General features: G+C 36.0%; 13 protein-coding genes. 6 read left to right on the forward strand and 7 right to left on the reverse strand.

All coding sequences use genetic code 11. The annotated features are described in order from the left end of the window. Positions 1-40: 40 nt before the first annotated feature. Positions 41-739, forward strand: a complete 699-nt coding sequence (locus KFE94_17320; GenBank protein ID UTW68307.1) for an ABC transporter ATP-binding protein — start codon at positions 41-43, stop codon at positions 737-739. Positions 740-749: 10 nt separating this feature from the next. Then, complete coding sequence (locus KFE94_17325) at positions 750-3167, forward strand: ABC transporter permease (protein ID UTW66388.1); 2418 nt, start codon at positions 750-752, stop codon at positions 3165-3167. Between the two features lie 198 nt (positions 3168-3365). On the opposite strand, the gene KFE94_17330 is transcribed toward KFE94_17325, so the two are convergent. The 5 genes from KFE94_17330 to KFE94_17350 all read right to left on the reverse strand — a co-directional run bounded on the left by KFE94_17330 (position 3366) and on the right by KFE94_17350 (position 10903). After that, positions 3366-4661 carry a hypothetical protein gene (locus KFE94_17330; protein ID UTW66389.1) on the reverse strand — a complete coding sequence of 432 codons (1296 nt, stop codon included), beginning with the start codon at positions 4659-4661 and terminating at the stop codon, positions 3366-3368. 1 nt (position 4662) lies between these two features. Next, on the reverse strand, positions 4663-6882 hold the full coding sequence (locus KFE94_17335; GenBank protein UTW66390.1) for a sensor histidine kinase: 2220 nt from the start codon (positions 6880-6882) through the stop codon (positions 4663-4665). Beyond that, positions 6883-8133 carry a DNA (cytosine-5-)-methyltransferase gene (dcm, locus tag KFE94_17340; GenBank protein UTW66391.1) on the reverse strand — a complete coding sequence of 417 codons (1251 nt, stop codon included), beginning with the start codon at positions 8131-8133 and terminating at the stop codon, positions 6883-6885. 263 nt (positions 8134-8396) lie between these two features. Continuing rightward, the gene (gene vsr, locus KFE94_17345; protein UTW66392.1) at positions 8397-8828 is read right to left on the reverse strand and encodes a DNA mismatch endonuclease Vsr; all 432 of its coding nucleotides are present in this window, start codon (positions 8826-8828) and stop codon (positions 8397-8399) included. 365 nt (positions 8829-9193) lie between these two features. Beyond that, complete coding sequence (locus KFE94_17350) at positions 9194-10903, reverse strand: FAD-dependent oxidoreductase (GenBank protein ID UTW66393.1); 1710 nt, start codon at positions 10901-10903, stop codon at positions 9194-9196. Between the two features lie 268 nt (positions 10904-11171). On the opposite strand from KFE94_17350, the gene KFE94_17355 reads away from it, so the two are divergent. Then, positions 11172-13472: a gliding motility-associated C-terminal domain-containing protein gene (locus KFE94_17355; GenBank protein UTW66394.1), complete on the forward strand. Its 2301-nt coding sequence runs from the start codon at positions 11172-11174 to the stop codon at positions 13470-13472. A 3-nt stretch (positions 13473-13475) separates the two neighbouring features. On the opposite strand, the gene KFE94_17360 is transcribed toward KFE94_17355, so the two are convergent. Beyond that, complete coding sequence (locus KFE94_17360; GenBank protein ID UTW66395.1) at positions 13476-14159, reverse strand: Fe2+-dependent dioxygenase; 684 nt, start codon at positions 14157-14159, stop codon at positions 13476-13478. Between the two features lie 486 nt (positions 14160-14645). Here KFE94_17360 and KFE94_17365 point away from each other — a divergent pair, with 486 nt between their 5' ends. After that, a complete protein-coding gene (locus tag KFE94_17365; GenBank protein ID UTW66396.1) occupies positions 14646-16337 on the forward strand; it encodes a tetratricopeptide repeat protein in 1692 nt (563 codons plus the stop codon). Positions 16338-16770: 433 nt separating this feature from the next. After that, a complete protein-coding gene (locus KFE94_17370; GenBank protein UTW66397.1) occupies positions 16771-18462 on the forward strand; it encodes a tetratricopeptide repeat protein in 1692 nt (563 codons plus the stop codon). Between the two features lie 383 nt (positions 18463-18845). Here the strand turns inward: KFE94_17370 and KFE94_17375 are convergent, their stop codons facing one another. After that, positions 18846-19904, reverse strand: a complete 1059-nt coding sequence (locus KFE94_17375) for a hypothetical protein (GenBank protein ID UTW66398.1) — start codon at positions 19902-19904, stop codon at positions 18846-18848. A gap of 122 nt (positions 19905-20026) precedes the next feature. Here KFE94_17375 and KFE94_17380 point away from each other — a divergent pair, with 122 nt between their 5' ends. Further along, positions 20027-20356, forward strand: a complete 330-nt coding sequence (locus KFE94_17380) for a hypothetical protein (protein UTW66399.1) — start codon at positions 20027-20029, stop codon at positions 20354-20356. The last annotated feature ends 2 nt before the right edge of the window (positions 20357-20358 follow it).

The raw sequence follows: 20358 nt of genomic DNA on the forward strand, positions 1-20358 counted from the left end.
GATTCAATACATTAGCAAAGAAATTAAGCGTATGGAAAACATGATCAACTTACAGAACGTTACCAAAGCATTCCGCACCGAAGAAGTCGAAACTCTGGCTTTAAACGAAGTGAATTTACAAGTCAAAAAAGGCGAATTCACTGCCATTATGGGCCCATCAGGATGCGGCAAGTCTACCCTGCTCAATATGATTGGCTTATTGGACAATCCTACTTCAGGAACTTATACTTTAGATGGTCAGGATGTTTCCGGTTTACGCGAAAAACAACGCACGGCTTTACGTAAAGGAAATGTAGGTTTCGTTTTCCAGAGCTTTAACCTGATTGATGAACTCAATGTATATGAAAATGTAGAAATGCCCTTAAAATATCTGGGATACAGCGCTGCAGAGCGTAAAGTCAAGATTGAAGCAGTATTAGACCGTATGAAAATCGGGCATCGTAAAAAGCATTTCCCCCAACAACTTTCCGGTGGCCAACAACAGCGTGTGGCTTTATGTCGTGCAGTTGTTGCAGAACCTAAGCTATTACTGGCCGATGAGCCTACCGGGAATCTGGATTCTCAAAATGGTCAGGAAGTTATGAAACTACTTCTGGAACTCAACCGTGAAGGTACCACGATTGTTATGGTGACTCACTCTGATTACGATGCAGGTTTTGCCCATCGGGTGATTCACCTGTTTGATGGTCAGATCATCACCGAAGAAGAGAAAAGAAAATTAACCGCTGAATTGATTTAAACCGATCGCCATGCAACTATTACGTAAAATCAGCCGCAATTGGCAATGGATATTTATCAATATTTTAGGACTCACGCTAGCATACGCCTGTGTCGCACTTGTATTTTCATATACCACACAAGAATTGAGTTACGATCGAATGCATTCCAAAGCAGATCGTATTTATCGGGTCACCACCAGCTCTGGAAACTTCAGTACCATGCACCCTGCTCGCGTTTGGGGACAATGGGTACCGCAATTACCACAAGAATATCCTGAGATTGAAAACTTTGTGCGCATGGTGCCTTTTAAAAAAGGTGTTGTGGAAATTGAAAGTAATCGCTTTTACTCCAATAACCTATTCAAAGTGGACAGCTCATTTTTTGAGATTTACGACTTTCCTTTATTAAGTGGAGATCGAGAAACTGTACTCACCCAGCCCTATGAGGCTGTGATTTCCCAAAGCTTAGCCCTAAAATATTTCGGTCATCTGGATGTATTGGGTAAAACCATGGATATCACCCATCAGCAAACCGATACTGCCGATAATTACACCATTGTAGGTGTGATGGAAGATGTGCCTCCCAATGCACATTTCCATATAGATGTGCTTACGACTATCCCAGATATGGCTGTAAATCAATCCTGGGGTTACACCTATTATTTGGTACAACCCCAAACGGATATGGAAGCGCTCCGTCAGGATATTCAAGCCAAATGGGACATTGAGGCTCAAGAAAATGGACATCCTAAAAACATTCACTTTCAAAAACTCACAGACATTCACCTCCATAGTCATAAAACCCGCGAGATTGAACCTAATGGAGATTTTAAAGCTTTGATCTTACTAGCAAGCGGTGGTATCATCATCTTATTTATTGCTTTGATCAACTTCTTAAACCTAAGCCGTGTTCAATTTATCAATGAGGTTAAGTCCATTAAAATAAGATTGATACATGGCGCAACCAAAAGTATTGTGGCACGTGAAATGGCACGTGAATCTTTATTTATTTCAGGTGCTACTATTCTACTGGGACTCATGGCATCTTATCGCTTAAGCAACTATTTGGGAATTGATGTTTTTGCATCCTTGCTTCCACTATTCATAATCTCCGTTATATTCATTTTGGGAATTGCAGCCATTTCGGTCTTTCCTTTATTGACCTCTAAAATTACGTCTGATACCAAAGTAACGGCTTCACGAGATAAACTGTATACATTTCCGCTGATCCTGCAATTTACATTGGCTGTAGTGGCCATTACCGGAACCATAGTGCTCAACAAACAGATGCATTTTTTAAATGCGCAACATCCGCAAGCGCAAAATGAAGATATCATCGTGCTTGAAAGAAATTCCTGGGCTGCTGTTCAACGTTACGATCAACTAAAGGAAGAATTACTCAAAAACCCTTCAATTGTGAATATGACTGGTTGTATGGAAGAACCTGGTGGAGATATTTTAGATAATTTTCAATTCACTATGGAAGGCGTAACTCCTGATGATCAACAGTCTATGTATATCCTCACTACTGATGCCAATTTTTTTTCTATGTTGGGCATACAACCTTTAGCCGGTTCTGTGAGTCTAGCTTATACACCTGATCAAAAATGGGAACATCAGGCGATCGAATTAAGCACCCTTGAAAACAGAGGCCAAAATGATCACCCGCGTGTTGCCGAGCTTAAAGAAAGCTTAGGTCAGTATAAAGAACAGTATATTCTGAATGAAAGCGCGCTCAACATGCTGGGAATAACGGATCCGGCTGCTGTCATTGGGCGCGCTTTTCGTTTAAAGTTTCAACTACCCTATTTGTTCCCGGAAGGAGAAATTGTAGCAGTTGTTCCTGATTTTCATTATACAAATTTACACAATGCAGAGCGACCAATGGTTATTGCGCCTCGCAAAGTATTCAGTTACAACTTTCTGATTCAAATAGATTCCAATCGTAAAGAGGAAGCTTTAGCGGCTATTAATACGGCCTGGGAACAAATTAATCCGGAGTTTCCTTTTGTATATGGCTACATCAACGACAGTTATCATAAAGTTTATGCCACTGAATATGCGCAAACCAAAGTACTTTCCTTGTTTGCCATGATTTCAGTATTGCTTTCTGCGCTAGGCATCTATGCTTTAGCAGCATTTACCATGCAAAGACGTGTCAAAGAAATTGGCGTTCGAAAAGTAAATGGCGCTTCGATTTCCGAGATCATGTTGATGCTCAATCGAAAGTTCGTCATCCTGATCGGTATCGCCTTTCTTATTGCTATTCCCCTCGCCTGGTACGCTATGAGACGTTGGCTAGAGAGTTTTGCTTATAAAACTGAGCTCAGCTGGTGGATCTTTGCTTTAGCTGGTCTGATTACCATGTTAATTGCCCTAATCACAGTTTCTATTCAATCTTATCGTGCGGCTACACGAAATCCTGTAGAGAGTTTGAGGTATGAGTAGTGAGGTTTGAGTATGGAGGGAAGAGTTTTGAGGTACGAGGACTGAGTAAGGAGTTTTAGTGCTGGGGACCGAGCAAACAGTATTTCTTATTAGTTTTTTATTCAACAGTATTGAGTCTTAAGGAGGTTTCTTTCTCATTCCTCCTTTGGCTTGGTGCTTGGTGGTAAATACTCATATACCAAGATAACAAGTATTTAGTTAAATTATCTGAGTTATACCTAATCTGCTAGAATAGCTACTATATTCCACTTGCATTTCAGATAATAATTCTTTGTTGAAAATCTTAATGTTGTTGAACTTCTCAACGAAAATTTTCTCAGGTACTGAGAATACATATCTAAAGTCAAAAACTAATGCAATATCATTGTCCGTATTGTCAAAGTGTAGATGATCAAAAAACTTTGTAGAATCTGGAAGTGTGCCATTAAAATCGATATTTCCTTTTTTCTTGCCACTTGAAATTCTAAATGGATTTTTAATCAATACGCCACTTATTAATTTAATGTTTTTTCCAAATTTCCCTTGAGCAATATCACATGGTCTTGTTAATACCAAAGTAATATCTTTTATGTTTACTCCTTCACTTAATTGTTTTTCGAAACGTTTAGCCAATTTTGTATCGTCAGTGATGGAATATATGTTTCTAAATAGTGAATGATTGTTTTCACAAATTAGCCCTGGTAATATTGAATTTTCAGGAATGCTTTCTTGTAATTTAAAGTGAAACCAACTATTTAGTTCTTTGTCCATTTCAGCTGAGTTGAAAGAGCCCAATGAATATAGTTGCTCTTTATTTAATTGATCAATATTTTCAATTGGAATAGAATTCCTAGTATTGGATATTAATACTTGATCAAGAGCATCAAATAAAGTTCTTCTTTTGTATTCACTATCTTCATTATCTAGTAGTGATGTACCACCATGTCCAACTATTATTTTTTGCAGTTTAGCATTAAAAAGAGAAGGGTCACTATTTTTTGACAGGTTACCTATCACAATATTACTTGCTCCTTTGATGCTCTTTTTCCAAATGCCGATTTCTGCTAAGGAAGGAATGTTTTCTACTTCTTTGTCAATTTCAGAGAATAACTTTGAGTAATCATATTTTGTATTATCATCTATTGGAAAATCAGTTTTGTTTTTCACAATAAATGTAAAAGGTAGACGATTTACTTTACTCAACTCTTTAATTACATCATCTGCATGAGCTGGGTCTTTTGACCAAATAATCAAGATGTAAAATAACTTTTCAGGGATAAGTGATTGTACCCAGTTTGCACATAGTTCTGCATCAAACTTGGTTTCGGAAAAGAATAAGTCAAGAAAGATTAAGTTAACATCAGAATATGGATTATCAGGCATTGTATCTCCTTCATAGAGGTCAGCATTGAAAAATTTGCAGCCAACACCTTGTTCCCTGTATTGGTCAAGGATTCCTTGAATCTCGTCTTGTTTATCGTCAATTACGACTATGTTTGGTTCAAATGAAAGCATCTTATTCCTGATTTTTATTAAATACTAATTCTACAACTGCCCCAGTATAAATCTCAGGAATACCTTTTTCTTTTAGTTCTTCCTTGTCTGTAATAATGTCAAACTTCCCATATTTCATCATAATAGTATCTATCAAATACATTCCAATCCCAATCCCATCATCTTTTCTAGAGAAAAAAGGTCTAATTAAATCGGAAATATCATCTTTAAATCCAGGACCATTATCCGCCAATATGATATGAACGGAAGAGCCTTTCTTAAAAGCTCTTACAAAAATTTGTTTATTATTCCTATAGACTGTGTTTAGCCAATAAATACTATTATCTATTATGTTCATGATCATGGTTATGAAGTACCTTTTGTCACATTTTATAGTACTTAAACCATCTTCAATATCAATGGTATGTTCTATTTTTCTATTAGATAATTTTAGTTTGTAATTGGAAAAAGACCTAGTAATAGATTCTTTTAAATCTAATGGTTTATTACCTCCTTTTCTTAATACAGAAATAATCCCCTCTGTGTATTGTTTTAATTCATCAACTTGATCTGTGATTGTGGCAGTTTTAATTGGTCTTGACTTTACAGTCTCTTCCATTCTTGGTACAAGCTTTTCTATTTCATGAAGAGCAACAGATGCTGTCATACCAACTCCTGCTGGGATTAGAAGTGTATTTTTGTCTTCTTCATATTTATCTTCAAGTTTCTTCGCTTCAGTTAATAAAAGGATCTTTCGTTCATCTTCGTTAAGAGTTACATCTTCAACAATAGCTTTGAAAGAATCAATTTTACTGTCAAACAGGTTACTTGATTCTTTTTTGCTAAACTTGAGCCATTTAGTTCTGTCTGATGATCTAGTTGCTTTAAACTCAGTAAGTATTTTTTCTAATACAATTGTGAATAGGGATGAGGCCTCATTATTAATGAACCCTTCTCGGTTTGTTTTCTCGATTAAAGCTCCAGATGTTTCAGGGTCTAAAAATACGTATCCAATATTTTGATTGTTTGAAAACCATTCTTTGTTTTGAATACGTTTTAAATCCAAACCAAGCCAGTCTATTCCAGGTTCTCCATAATCATATACTCGCATATCACCTTTAAAAACTTTGATCCCAGAATGTTCTTTGAGAATATTTTTTAATGCATTAGAATTATCAGTGTAATCTCTCATTGAAGCAGCATCAAGATCAAAAGAGTAAAACTCGAAAATTAAATTTCCAAAAGGCAGTTCTTTTGTGTCAAATTCAATCAATAATTTTTCAATCGATTCTTTTTCAAATTCTTTTCTTTCTAAATCGATTTGATATTTACTTCGGATATCTCCCTTTATGTTTCTATTATAGTCGGAATCATTGATAATTTTTCGACTTCCGATTTCTGAATTGTTTTTTAGCGAAAAGTCATATTCAAAATCCAAATTATAATCACTATCAATAAAAGCCGTGATTTTATATGGAGCATCATCCAATATTTTATCAGCTGTAGGAAAATCAATCAGCCATTGATTGTCAAAGTTTAGGTTAATTCTAAAGGATTCTTCATTTACTTTAGGCGATAACATTGATAAAGTTTGACCTTTTAATTGTCTTGCCATCCCTTTAGTCCAAGACTCTTTAAGTCCACTCAAATGTATGTAGGTTCCACTACTTTCTTTGAACCTAAATTCGTTTAGATCTTTTTTAACTTTCCATTGAATTGGGATATCTGAAAGATGTTTTGATTGACTAAAATCTTTCCAATTTATATAAAGTTGAATTTCATAGTCTGCAAGGGTCTGTTTTTTAATATCATTAGTGTCTTCATCTAATTCAATAATTAGAGGTCTTGTTATTAGAAGTATTTTGCTACTAAGCTTATGCACGGCAAATCGTCCAACTCCTTTTTCTCCCATTGGTACTCGACCAAAAAGCGGTGACTTAGTAATCTCTCTTAATCCAGTTTCGGAATTAACTGGTTTTCTATAATCTGACCCAGGTTCTAACCATACATCTTCAATTATTTCATTGGTCATTCCTGTGCCATCATCTTCAATTATTATAGCGGCATCCTCCACATTCTCAATGTCTCTGAAATAAACGTTTACCTTTTTTGAATCCGCATCATAACTATTTTTTACTAGCTCATAAATTGCCATAACAGGACTTTTTATGAGTTCCTCTCCAAGAAGCGTCAGGATATGAGCTTTTGGATTAAAATGTTTTTCTTTTAATTCTTCGCTCATTTATTTTAAAGTTTGTTTAATAACTTTAGCTATCTCATAAGCCATCAAAGGAGGTACAGCATTTCCTATTTGCTTAAAAGCTGGTGTTCTATTAACATTCTCCCGAACACCTTCAAAATAATAATCATCAGGAAATGATTGAAGTCTTGCAGCTTCTCGAATTGAGAGAGAACGATTTTGTTTCAAATCTGGATGAATATAATAATGACCATCTTTTGCAATATGAGCAACAATCGTTTGGGAATATGGCTTATCAGAGGCAACAACTTTAAACCTATCAAAAAAAGAAGATCTATTTTTATGTGTTTTTAATTTCTCAGGAAGATCATTATAATCCAGTCTTTCTTTTTCAATATTCCACTTTTCCACAGCGATTCTGTAGATTTCTTTATCTTGCTCAGAATGTGGTCTTGTCTTATGTTGTGCCAAAATATCCACACCATTCCGAATACAATTTGAATTTAAATATTCATTTGTATCAGATCTGTAATGAGTATATTTATTCTGCCCTTCACCAGCTTGGAGTTTTGGTAAATCATCTAATACATCATTAACAGAATATTTGTCATTCGCTAAATTTATTGACTCTAAATCTGGAATTTCAAAATCATATTGTTTATCCCAACCAATGATTATAATCCTTCTCCTATTTTGTAATACGCCAAAACTGCTAGCCTTAATCGTAAAAAGCTTCATATTATATCCTTTTTTATCAAAAAGCTTTTTCATATTCTTTAAATAAATGCCTTTGTTGGCAGATTTCAGACCTATAACATTTTCAAAAACAAACATTTTTGGTTTATACTCTTCCAAGTACTTTGCATACTGAACATATAGATAATTCCTAGAGTCACCTTTCATTCCATTTTCTGATCTAGCCCTCCCTACAAGTGAATAGGCTTGACATGGTGGCCCTCCGATTATTAAGTCTACTTTTTTACGTTTTTTATTTTTATGAATCCTCTTTTGTATTTCATCATTATATTCCTTAGAAATTGGAAGATTAATAACAGAATTTAATAATTCATCGGGAATAAGCGAATATAAATCGGCTCTAGAAATCTCACCTTTTAAGTATTTCACATAAACATCATATAAACCTTTAGATTTCAAATAGTGATACGCAGCCCTAGTTTTCAATGTATTACAAGCAGCTAAATCCATTTCTACATGAGCAATTGGTTCAAATCCATTCCGTATAAAACCTTCTGAAAGTCCACCAGCTCCTGAAAATAAATCAATAAAATTCATAGTGTGAATTTCGTAATATAGTTGACTTATAATAACATGTTATTATAAGTATTACTAACAATTTTCTTAACATGAAATCGGGTTCGAAGGTAAATCCTTGTTTTTTTAAACCCCATCCGTATAAACCCTTATTTAAATTATGTGGTAAATACGCACACAAGTCATGTAACCAACTTATTTTAAACAGAGTATATTACACACCAAAATCCAAGCACAAAATATCCATTCTAATTTTGCTGCATAAAACTCATATTCAAGCATTCTTATTTTATCAATCTTATTTTAATTTCATTTAATTTACTTTCTCGTCTTTCTGAGTTTTTCTTTCTCGGTTCCAGCTCACATTCAGCCCAAACGACAATCACGTTCCAACCCAGTTTCTTCCATTCAGCTACTTTTATTTGATCTCGTTTTACAGCAGACTTTCTCCGAAGAGTGATTTTTTGAGAAGCTGTAGAAACCCGATCTCCATATTTACATCCATCATGTAAATGCCAAAAACAACCTCGAACATCAATAATGGTTTTGTATTTGCTTAAAACAATGTCAGGTTTCCCTGGTAATTTTTTACTGTGCAAACTATACCTAAAACCATGTGAATGAAGAAACCTTCTAACCAACATTTCCGGACGGGTGTTTTTACCCTTGATCTGGCTCATGTTGTAACTTCTCGTTTCGGTATTATGAACATCCATTACTGAATTATTATCTGGTGGACTAAACCAGACCAAAGTAGATAACAATGACTAAAACAAAATGATAATTATTATGTATTTTTTAATTATTACTAGATACCCAAAATACGTTATCAAAAAATTAAAATTCCATCCGTATAAACCCGTATTTTACCAATGTGGTAACTACGTATACAAAACACGTAAACACTTAATTTAAAAGGAAGTATATTTAGACCAGAATAAGGGCTAATATGAGACACTATTATGCAGGACGTCATAAAATCCCAAAATGGAATTCAAAACGTAGGTTAATTAGATTTTAAATAAAAAACATTTTGCCATGACTCAAAGCCACAACAAAATGTTTTTATGGTAATAACAATTTATAAAATCGTTTTGCGCGTTCTAAAGAGCAGTTTAGGGTCCTGACTACATTCTACTTTTACATCAATTAGCGCATTGTAGTTTTCCATAAAATAGGTAGATGTAGGAATTGAAGAATCTTTAAAACTAATAAACGCCCCACTGGTATGTGGAATGTGATAATCACGGCTATCTTCAATCCAATCCTGCGCACGATTGACAAATGGACGGTTAATGATCATTTCTTTTTCAATCTCTTCCGGAGTTAAACAAGATTGATCATCTCGATCTAAAAACTGATTCCACCACGCTTGATATTGAATGGTAAATGGGCGCTTTTTATATGGAAATGAACTACCTATACTGCCTTCAGGTTGCGAATAATTCGCATAAAAGTTGCCCGAAATAGCACCTAATGTAATGTAGGTATGTACGCCATGACGCATATCTGCATCAAAATCTTCAGGTATTTTATTGGACTGTAAAGAACACATCAACGCTTCTCTACTTCTATCATCCCAGTTATCGTTACGATCTTCACAAATAGCATCTACCAAACGAGATGTGATTTTATGGGGTGCTGGGCCATCCGGATCCAATTTAATTCTATTGATCACATGACGATCCCATGATTCAAAATGCCAGGTATACTGATCACTAAAATTACGTCCTAAATTCTGCGCATCCTTGATTCTATCTTGTTTAAAGGTCAACGACTTTAAAGCTTCGGTTCCCAATATTTTTTGAACAAATTCCTTTAATTCAATTTCAGAACCGCCATAATATCCGTTGATTTGACATTTTAGATATGCATTTGGATCAGGTCTTTCACCTTCCTTTAAATGCGCAGTTTCCACTTTTAAATTGGTTCCAATTAAACTCGGAAAAGCATCCGGAGCAATGGCTTTCTCCCAAAGTTTTAAAACCTCAATGGCTTTCATTTTAATAGGCTCTTCCACTTTTTTAATGCTCCCGTCCAATTGAGGAATGGTATATAGTTGATTGAACTTGATGTTAAAACTAAACGAAACATCAGGTAACTCAAAGGTCTTAAAAACGAGTTCAGTAACGACACCATAACTCATACCACCTCCACCTCTTAGTGCCCAAAGTAAACGTCCTTCATCACTTTTGGGATCATCTAAATAGGAGAGCTTTTTAATCTCTCCATTTCCCAAAACAATAGTGGCTCCAATTAAACTTTCACAGGCCATCCCATGTAAACGGGTCCATGGCCCCCAGCCGCCACCCATCGTGAATCCGGCAATGGCTACGGTTTCACAAGTTCCATGTGGAATCCCAACACCTGCGGCATCTAGTTTAGGTTTGATCTTAATAAATCGTGCACCTGGTCCTACAATCAGCTTTTTATATTTCTCCTTGGTTGGTTCGAATATCTGGTCTTTTTGAATCTCTATGGTACTCAGTTTCGAAAAATCCAATACTACCGTATTCGTACCTGAGCACTCTCCTTCGTGATCATGTCCTCCTGATCTAAATCTTAAAATGATCTCTGTGGGATGTTTTCGCGCAAATTTCACAACGGTACTTACTTGCTCCGCATTTTCGACATATACAATTAGTGTAGGTCTAAACTCAAATTTTCGGTTAAATACCAATCTGGATTGGGCATAGTCTTCAGAACCCGTACAATCTTCCAATACTGTCGGGTTTCCTTGCTGAACTAGTTTCTCTTTTAATTCGGTAATCAGGTCGTTAGTATGATTCATTTTCGGTGTGTATCTAAATAGTGTTGTATTTCTTAAATAGGACGTCTAAACTAGTTTAGAGGGAGTTAAGTTTCATAGGTATAATTACCTGTTTTTAAAATTCCGTAGAAAATGCACGAGGCAACTTTATGAGACTACTTACAGTCAAATATCTAACATCTTGTTGCTAGTGAATGAACAGATCTAATTCACATGGCGCAAACTCTGATATTTTTTATATCTTGAGACCCAAATAGTTATTGCTCTAACTTTTAAATCTCGGACTCCAATGAAACAAAGTACCTACGCTATTCGTACCACTATCCTATTATTTACGCTATTTTTTATGACGGACATCTCCGCTCAGTGTGTCTGGCAAGTTCACGATTCCGATAACTTTGAATATTCCACAACCATCCCTGGCTATATTGCCGGAACCACCTATCATCCCGCACCATCAGTACATGGTAAACGAACTGGTACGAAAGGGTTTTATATGAACTTTGTAAATGGATTGGCTTTCAACACTATGGTTTTTAGTCGCGCGTATCCAGTTTGTCAAACCAGTGCCTATAGATTTAAGACGTGGCTCAAAGAGATTAATGGCGGTTCCAGTACGGTGACGCTACAAGTTCGAGATAACAACAATAATATTTTAGCTACCAATACCAATACGTATGTGGCCAGTGCCGGATGGATTCAATGGGTGACGCCTTCTTTTACACCAACAACAGGAACCATTTACTTTGAAATCATTTACAATAGTGGCGTGGGAAACAATGACTTTGGAATGGATGATTTATACTTTGAGGTATGTGCGCCTCCGGTAACCCAAAGCTCTGTAGATTTCTGTGCCAGTGGAGCGGTATTCAATCTATACGATTCTTTAAATACATTGACTGGAACCACAGGAACCTGGTCTGGTCCTTCTACATTAACCAATGGTTCGTTGGGTACATTTGACCCTTCCTCCAATATTAGCGGCACTTATCAATACACTATTGCGGACCCCAATCCGGTTTGTCCGGATTCCATTGAATCCTTCAATGTAGTGGTCGGACAAGGTCCAACACTGGATTTAGGAAACGATACCAACCTGTGTACCAATGATGTGTTGCTTCTGGATGCCACCAACGACAACGCAACTTATTTATGGCAGGACAACTCTACCAATTCGACATTTAATGTGACACAACCGGGAACGTATTGGGTACAGGTATCTGATAGTTGTGCTGTAGTTTCTGATACCATCGTGATCCAATACTTTAATTATCCAACAGTATCTATCGGAAACGACACCAATCTATGTGTAGGCGATACACTTGCTTTGGATGCCACAACTACAAACGCGATCTACCAATGGAGTACCAATGCAACCACTCCGGATATTACGGTACAATCACAAGGCTCGTATTGGGTAGGAGTTACTGTAAACGGTTGTACCACATACGATACAATTTTGGCGAACTTCCATCCTTCTCCAACTGTAAACCTGGGACCTGATACCACATTGTGTCAGGGACAATCCATTATTCTACAAGCGAACAATACCAATGCGACTTATCAATGGCAAGATGGATCTGCGAATCCAATCTTCTTTGTGAATTCCACTGGGACGTATTGGGTGGAAGCCGCCATTAACAATTGTACGGATAGCGATACGATCAATGTAACCGTGACTCCACTTCCTACACCAAATCTGGGGAACGATACCGCTTTATGTACCGGAGAAACTTTTACATTGGATGCGACTTCGCCCAATTGCACCTATTCATGGCATGATGGTTCTACAAATGCTACGTTTGTGGTGAATCAAGGCGGAACCTATTGGGTAGCAGCCACCAATAATTGTGGTACGGTAGCTGAGACTTTACTGGTTACCTATAATCCTATTCCAAATGTAGATTTAGGACCTGATTTCGATATCTGTGATGATTCCGATACGACCATTTCTGCGCAAATGTCTGGTGCATCTTATCTATGGAGCGATAATTCTACAGCTGCTACGCTACAGATCAATCAAAGCGGACCTTATTGGGTAAATGTAACCGTAAAAGGTTGTACCGGTCAGGATACCATTAATGCGAACGTTTTACCCACGCCAGTGGTGAATCTGGGAAGTGATTCTGTTTTATGTAGTAATCAACCTGCTTTATTGACTGCTGGTAATTCCAATGCCAGCTATTTGTGGATTGATGGTTCCACCGCACAAGACTTTACAGTAAATACCAAAGGACAATATTGGGTACAGGTATTTTTAGGACAGTGTTCCGCTTCTGATACAATCTTCTTTGACGAGATAGACTGCGAGGTAATTGTGGTAATGCCAAATATTTTCACCCCAAATGCGGATGATGTCAATGATGCTTTCACACCTAAAATCATATCTGGTGTGGCCCGTATGACCACTACGATTTATTCACGTTGGGGAAATGAAGTTTATTCTGAAACAGCTAATTCCGTACAATGGAACGGTAATAACAACAAAGGTGAACAATCTCCTTCCGGACTTTATTTCTGGATTATTAGCGCCACTGGTGAAGACGGTTCGACACATCAATACAAAGGCACGGTGACGTTGGTTAGATAAACCTTAAAGTTCTGCCCAAAGTCGGATGAGATTGCTATACACCTGTTGTAATTTCAGGTGTTCTTCGGTATTGGCTTTTCCATTTTTTTCCATTGCCTGAATGACTTCATAGGTTTGGTAAATTAATTCGCGTTTATGGGCATCACGTACAATACACTGCATCCAGGTCACTGCAACCAAACGCTCTCCTGATTTCACCGGATTCACCCGATGTAATTGTGTGGTTGGATAACAAATCGCATCTCCGGCTGCTAGTTTATAAGCTTTGTACTCACCTCCAGTCATCACTTCTAACTCTCCGCCCTCATAGTCTTCCGGCTCGTTTAAAAACAAGGTCATACCCACATCCGTACGGATGGTATACTCTCGCCCATTCAACGGACTATCCACATGAGTACCATAATGCATTCCTTCAGTATAACGACTTACCAATGGCGGCATATACATCTTGGGCATCACCCCAAATTTTACCAGTTCGTGGTTCAACATCGCACGCAGTAAATACTGCTCAATTTGCAGATTCTGAGGTGAATTGACCAATTGCTCGTTATACTTCACTTTCACTGCAGCACCTGATGCGGTGAGCTTACCATCCTCAAATTTGCTATTCCGTAGGGAGTCACGTACTTGTTGGAGTTCTTCCTGATTTAATACACCTTTTAAGTGTATAAAACTTCCTGTTGCCATATGTGTGGTTATTTAGATTGGGCTTGTTAATGTCGCCTATCTGATGAAACATTGAGCCTCAAAACTAGTGGAGCAATTCAGAATCTTTATAGGTAAAATTACCTGTTTCATGAAAACCCCAGTAACCCTCTTCTAAGAAAAAATAAACGGAAAAAAGCCTTTTTGGTTAGTGATTAGATAGTGGTAATGAAAGTAGACTCACTTCCCAAAAAGACTTTATATTTGAAACATTTGTGTTTGGAAATCTCAAGTAATAAATTCCCTATGTTCTTGCGGCTAATTTCAGCTAATCACCACAAAATATTCAGTTAAACACCTTTACATCACCTTATCAATTCACTAAAATCACCTTTACTTTAACTATACATAAAAAACAAGCAACTAATAACCAGTTGTTTATTTTAATTTTTAAATTATGAATACATTCTGATTTTTATGGTGCGATTTCCGCATTGCCTAATTTTGCTCGCACACAACGATCAAATCATGAATATACTTTTAAAAGCAACCTTATTCATCTACTTTCTGATTTTATCTAACCCTTCATTTTCGCAAACCTCAAAATACAACCTTGATGATGTGAATCATTTCTTAGAACTGGCCGAATCCTATAGAATATCTCAACCCGATAGTTGTTTATATTATTCGGAAAAAGCCGCTCAGATTTCATCTAAATATAAGTATCCACTCCAACTGGTTAAGTCATATCTTCTTTTAGCCAACTACCACTGGAGAAGAACCGAATATAAAGAAGCTTTACAATATGCACATGATGCACAGAAACGATCCAGAGATTTGGATAATAAAGAACAACTTGCACATGCCAATCTACTTATTGCCAACATATACCTGGAACTTGGTGATTACGATCAAAAAATAGATTTAATATTTGATGCCCTGGAAATATTTAAACGCTCCGGAAACAAAAAAGGGATCTCGTACGCATACATCAGTATTTCAGCTGCTTATTTTAAACAAAACAACATGGATAAAGCTTTTGAATATGCGTTTAATTCTTTGGAGACCTCAAAGAAAATCAAAGATTTAAATGGTACAGCAAGAGCGCTAAACAATATTGGAGTAATGTACGGTACTCTTAAAAACTACAAACAAGAACAATCCTATTATCTCAAATCTATCGCAATTGCACAACAAATGCATGATGAACTCAGAGAAGGAGTTTTGTATTTAAATATCGGTAAAACGCTCTACAACCTGAATGCACTGGATTCTTCATACCAATACATCAAACAAGCACAACTCATTTTTGAAAACACAAAAAATGACAAATACCTCGCAGAGATTCATATCCAACTAGCATATAATTATTTAAAATCGCTCCAATATGATCTGGGTATCCAAAATGCTCAGATTGCCTTTAACCTTGGAGAAAAACATCGACTAGTGAATACTATGGCAGATGCTGCGAAGGTTTCTCAACTACTCTATGAAGCCTCAAATGATGTCGCGCAAGCGTATCAATACGCCAAAATACACTTTAACCTTCAGGATAGTCTAAACCTCCAAAGTATCAACTCCCAGGTAGCCCAAATCGAAATGAAATATGAAGTTGAACACGCACTTTTAAAAAAAGAAGCCGAACAAAAGCATAAACAATCTTCCTACGTCATGATATTCACCATTGTGGTAGCCATAATGTGCCTGGTGGTAATCGGAATCTACTACAGCAGCAAAATAAAAATAACCCAAACCATACAGGAACGAATTGAATTAGAGTTTGAGTTAGAAACTAAACACAAAGAACTGGTATCCAACACTATGTCTTTATTAAAAACAAACAAGACCCTCACTGAGATCACCAATAATTTAAATGAAGTGTTAAATTATGACAACCTGTACGAAACACAGCTAGCTGTCAATGCCATTGCCAACTCTGTTAAACAAGCTACCAGATCTAATGTTTGGAAAGAATTTGAAATGCGGTTTCAACAGGTACATCATAAGTTTAACGAGAACCTATTGTCCAAGTTTCCAAATTTAACTCCATCTGAACTTAGATTATGTGCACTACTCCGGCTCAACCTCACTACCAAAGAGATTTCTGAACTTACCGGTCAACGAACCTCTTCACTGGAAATTGCTCGTTCACGTTTACGTAAAAAACTGGGCATCACGGACCGAAACATCAATTTGGTGGTATTTCTTTCTGCTTTTTAGACTGGCATCAATCCCATATATTGAAAATATCTAGAAGGTTGATCCATAAACAAAAGAGCACCTGCAAATTTGCAGGTGCTCTATCAATAAACAACACAATTTTAACAGCTTAAGTTAATTATTTAATGAACTATATAATAAAACTTATCCATATTATTTATTGACTTTTTGATAGGGTTACGTAGATCTATTAATTACTAATATTTCACCTATGACGAAAGTGAATTAATCAAAGGAATAATCTAACCTAAACCATCTCAACATTGCCTTAACATCATTAAAAAATAACCTTACATCAACTATACAAACAAAATAAACAACTGATTAACAAAAACATACTCACAAGCCACTTCTCTAAACAAAAAACCATTTTCAAGTTTCGATATAGACATTCGCTAAATTTGTTTTTTAGACAATCAATACAATCCATAAAATGAATCAGGTTTTAAGAGTAATGACCATCATCTTTTTTTTGATTATATCTCATTCATCATTTACACAAAATCAAAAGGTAGACTATGAACAGATAAACCATTTACTAGAAAGAGCGCAATCTTATAAAAGTTCTCAATCAGATAGTTGTTTAGTCTATGCAGAACAAGCAATGCTATTATCTAAAGAAAATAAATACCCTATTCTACTTATTGAATCGTATCTTCTTTTAGCTGATTATCATTGGAAAAGAAGTGAATATAAAAATGCGCTGGAATATGCGCACAAAGCCGAAGAGCTTTCCCAAGACCAAGATGATAAAAAACTATATGCCCGTTCAATTCTAATTATTGCCGACATACATATCGAAACGGGCAGCTCTAATCAGAAATTGGACTTATTATTTGACGCACTGGATATATTCGATCAACAGAATAATTTCAAAGGTAAATCACACACTTACATCAGTATTAGTGGCGCATATTACAGATATGGTAATATCGCTAAAGCCCTTGAATATTGCCAAAAATCACTGGATGAATCCAGAAAAATCAATGACCTTAATGGAATCTCCAGAGCCTTGAATAACCTCGGAGCTATGTATCATGAACTTAAAAACTTTGAACAGGAAAAATTATACTATCTAGAATCGTTAACCATTGCTCATGAAATGAATAACGAATTATTGGCAGGAATTATCTATTCAAATCTCAGCAAAGTATATTCTAACCTTAATGATTTAGATTCGTCATACTACTACCTAAATCAAGCAATGACTATTTTTAAAACCATTCAAAATCATAAGCGTATTGCTCAATCTTATATTCTATTAGCCATTTACTATCAAAAATTACAACAATATGACCTTGCATTTGAAAACGCACAAATTGCATTAGAAATTAGTAAGTCCTATGATTTAGATATTACAATAGCCCACTCTGCACAGTTATTACGAGAGCTATATGAAAAAACTGGCGACATAGAAAATGCTTATAAAAATTCCCAGATTTATCACGATATTAAGGATAGCATAAATTCTCATACTATAGATTCACGTATAGAACAGATCGAAATGAAGTATGCCTTTGAGCACACGCTTTTAGAAAAAGAATCTGAGCAAAAGCATACACGTTTGATTTATATCACCGTTTTCACTATCGTGATCACATTGATGAGTTTAGCCTTGATTATTACGTACTTTAGAAGTAAAATTAGAATAGCCCATTCAATTCAAGAAAAAATCAAACTGGAATCCGAATTGGAAATTAAACACAAAGAGTTAGCAACCAACACTATGCATCTAATTAAAACCAATAAGACATTGAATGAAATCACCACCCATCTAATCGAAGTACTTGACTATGATAACTTACATGACACACAATCGGCTGTCAACACCGTAATCAATGGTATTAAACAAGCTTCCAGATCTAAAGTTTGGAAAGAATTCGAAATACGATTTCAACAAGTGCACAACAATTTTTATGATAACCTATTGACCAGGTTCCCCAAACTAACGGCATTGGACCTTAGACTATGCGCACTACTTCGACTTAATTTGACCACCAAAGAAATATGTGAACTTACCGGTCAAAGAACTTCATCATTAGAAATTGCTCGTTCTCGCTTAAGAAAAAAACTGGGTATTACTGACCGAAGTATAAATTTAGTGGTATTTCTTTCTGCATTCTAAAGGACTTACTCATTTTTTAAAACAAAAAGCACTTACAACTAAATTGCTGTAAGTGCCTTTAAAATACCTATCTAATTAATGATGCTTAATAATGTTTAGGGCATTAATGCACCAATTAGTTAGATAACCACATTATCTCAATTTTAGTTTAAGTGAGCGTACATAAAACTAAAAACTCACTACAAAAATCGCTTTAACACTTTATACATTTGATTTAAAACGCCTTAAAACAACCTTAACGAATCTGTAAAATCCCCATACTCCAACTATACTTTAAGCTCAAATAATGAATCACACGCGTACAGTTTAATTAAACACTTCAAAAATCTAATGTTTTCATTAAACAAATACACCTTCTAAGCTGATAGGTAAGTTCTCAAACACTACTTCTTTCGAATCGTATAAAACTCCGTGTTATTTAAACCATAACCAATATAGTCCTCAGGGAAATGATATCGAACTATGGATATATCGGAAAACAACTTTGAATGCGCCCAATGACTCCCTTCATCAACGGTTTGAGCTCCTGTACTCCCTATAAATTCCAACAATCCACCATTAGATGTATCATAAGTCCGCTCTATAGCTATCCACTCCATATCATTTGCGCAGTGAAACATATCCAACGTGTTCAATGGCATAGAGGTAATTTCCCAATGCAAACCACCATCTTCAGTTTTGTAAAAACTACTACCACCATCCATAAAACCCAATAGGTTGCCATAGAAATGCATGCTTCTTACATAACTCCATGGAATATGTGGTTTGACAACCGTTTTCCATGTAACTCCCATATCATCACTTCTGTAAAGCTCTTGATTTTCACCAGGAACAAAAACCAGTTCACCAGTCGTATAAAATTTATCATCATAATTTTTCACATCCAGATTCATCAATGTCCAACTCTTACCTCCATCAGTAGTTCGCCCCATATGAAAGCTACGCGCCCCCATCTGGTAAGGCGTACGAATAATTGCTAATCCATTCATTTCATCAAAAAAATGCAATGATTTAATGCTTTCATACTGAGAAAAAAAGCTTTTCACCCATGTACGACCACCGTTTATTGTCTTAAGTAAAACCGCACCTTTATCACAATCATCATCTAAACACCCGTGCATGGCATCTCCGGATGCAAAGCCAATATTGGGGTCAATAAAATTCACAGAAAAGAGATGTAGAGTTGTTCCGGAGTTTTGCTTTTGCCAAATCTGTCCAGCATTCGAGGTTTTATAGATTTCTCCATTATACCCAACAATAAACCCTGTACTGGAATTCACAAAAAATAAATCCCGGTGGTTAATCGTCAAATTATGGATTCGTTTGGTAACTGTCCAGTTCTCTAAAATTTCAATTTTAGAAGCTGAATTTGTTGTCTCCTTTTCGCAGCTACTCCAGAACAAAGAAGTTGCGATAATTGCTAAGGTGAAGTATCTTTTCATAGTATCTAACCTGGTTATTTAAACTTAGGACGTGGTAAATATAGGTGATATCCTCTATTCAATAAAATAAATCATGGCATTATCCTTGTGCTTTTCTGCTACAAAATAAAAACATTCATCATATGAAAATATTCATACTCATAATCGGAATTTTAACCCTATCCTTTTCTACCAAAGCCCAGTATATTGGAAAAACGCTGGACATTACTCACAATTACGATCATTCATATATAGAAGCTGAATTCGAACCAAACACTTCCTATATCATGATTTATTGGGGCAACCAAAACGGACTTTTAAAAAATCAGGATCGCAAAAACATGAAGTTTAGATCATATGCCGCTTTCTTTGAATATCTGGAACAGTTTGGATGGATATACATGGAAAGGTTTCCGATTGTTAACTCTAGCGTTGTTAAGATCATTTTTAAGCGTGAACCCCATCAACATTGAGC

This window comes from bacterium SCSIO 12643 (assembly GCA_024398135.1).
Taxonomy (GTDB): domain Bacteria; phylum Bacteroidota; class Bacteroidia; order Flavobacteriales_G; family Salibacteraceae; genus CAJXZP01.

Excerpts from the sequence above, each read along its gene's own strand:
- KFE94_17355 (UTW66394.1), top strand. The coding sequence starts at position 11,172 with ATGAAACAAAGTACCTACGCTATTCGTACCACTATCCTATTATTTACG.
- KFE94_17335 (UTW66390.1), bottom strand. The coding sequence starts at position 6,882 with ATGAGCGAAGAATTAAAAGAAAAACATTTTAATCCAAAAGCTCATATC.
- dcm (UTW66391.1), bottom strand. The coding sequence starts at position 8,133 with ATGAATTTTATTGATTTATTTTCAGGAGCTGGTGGACTTTCAGAAGGT.
- KFE94_17325 (UTW66388.1), top strand. The coding sequence starts at position 750 with ATGCAACTATTACGTAAAATCAGCCGCAATTGGCAATGGATATTTATC.
- KFE94_17375 (UTW66398.1), bottom strand. The coding sequence starts at position 19,904 with ATGAAAAGATACTTCACCTTAGCAATTATCGCAACTTCTTTGTTCTGG.
- KFE94_17365 (UTW66396.1), top strand. The coding sequence starts at position 14,646 with ATGAATATACTTTTAAAAGCAACCTTATTCATCTACTTTCTGATTTTA.
- KFE94_17360 (UTW66395.1), bottom strand. The coding sequence starts at position 14,159 with ATGGCAACAGGAAGTTTTATACACTTAAAAGGTGTATTAAATCAGGAA.
- vsr (UTW66392.1), bottom strand. The coding sequence starts at position 8,828 with ATGGATGTTCATAATACCGAAACGAGAAGTTACAACATGAGCCAGATC.
- KFE94_17380 (UTW66399.1), top strand. The coding sequence starts at position 20,027 with ATGAAAATATTCATACTCATAATCGGAATTTTAACCCTATCCTTTTCT.
- KFE94_17370 (UTW66397.1), top strand. The coding sequence starts at position 16,771 with ATGAATCAGGTTTTAAGAGTAATGACCATCATCTTTTTTTTGATTATA.
- KFE94_17350 (UTW66393.1), bottom strand. The coding sequence starts at position 10,903 with ATGAATCATACTAACGACCTGATTACCGAATTAAAAGAGAAACTAGTT.
- KFE94_17330 (UTW66389.1), bottom strand. The coding sequence starts at position 4,661 with ATGCTTTCATTTGAACCAAACATAGTCGTAATTGACGATAAACAAGAC.
- KFE94_17320 (UTW68307.1), top strand. The coding sequence starts at position 41 with ATGATCAACTTACAGAACGTTACCAAAGCATTCCGCACCGAAGAAGTC.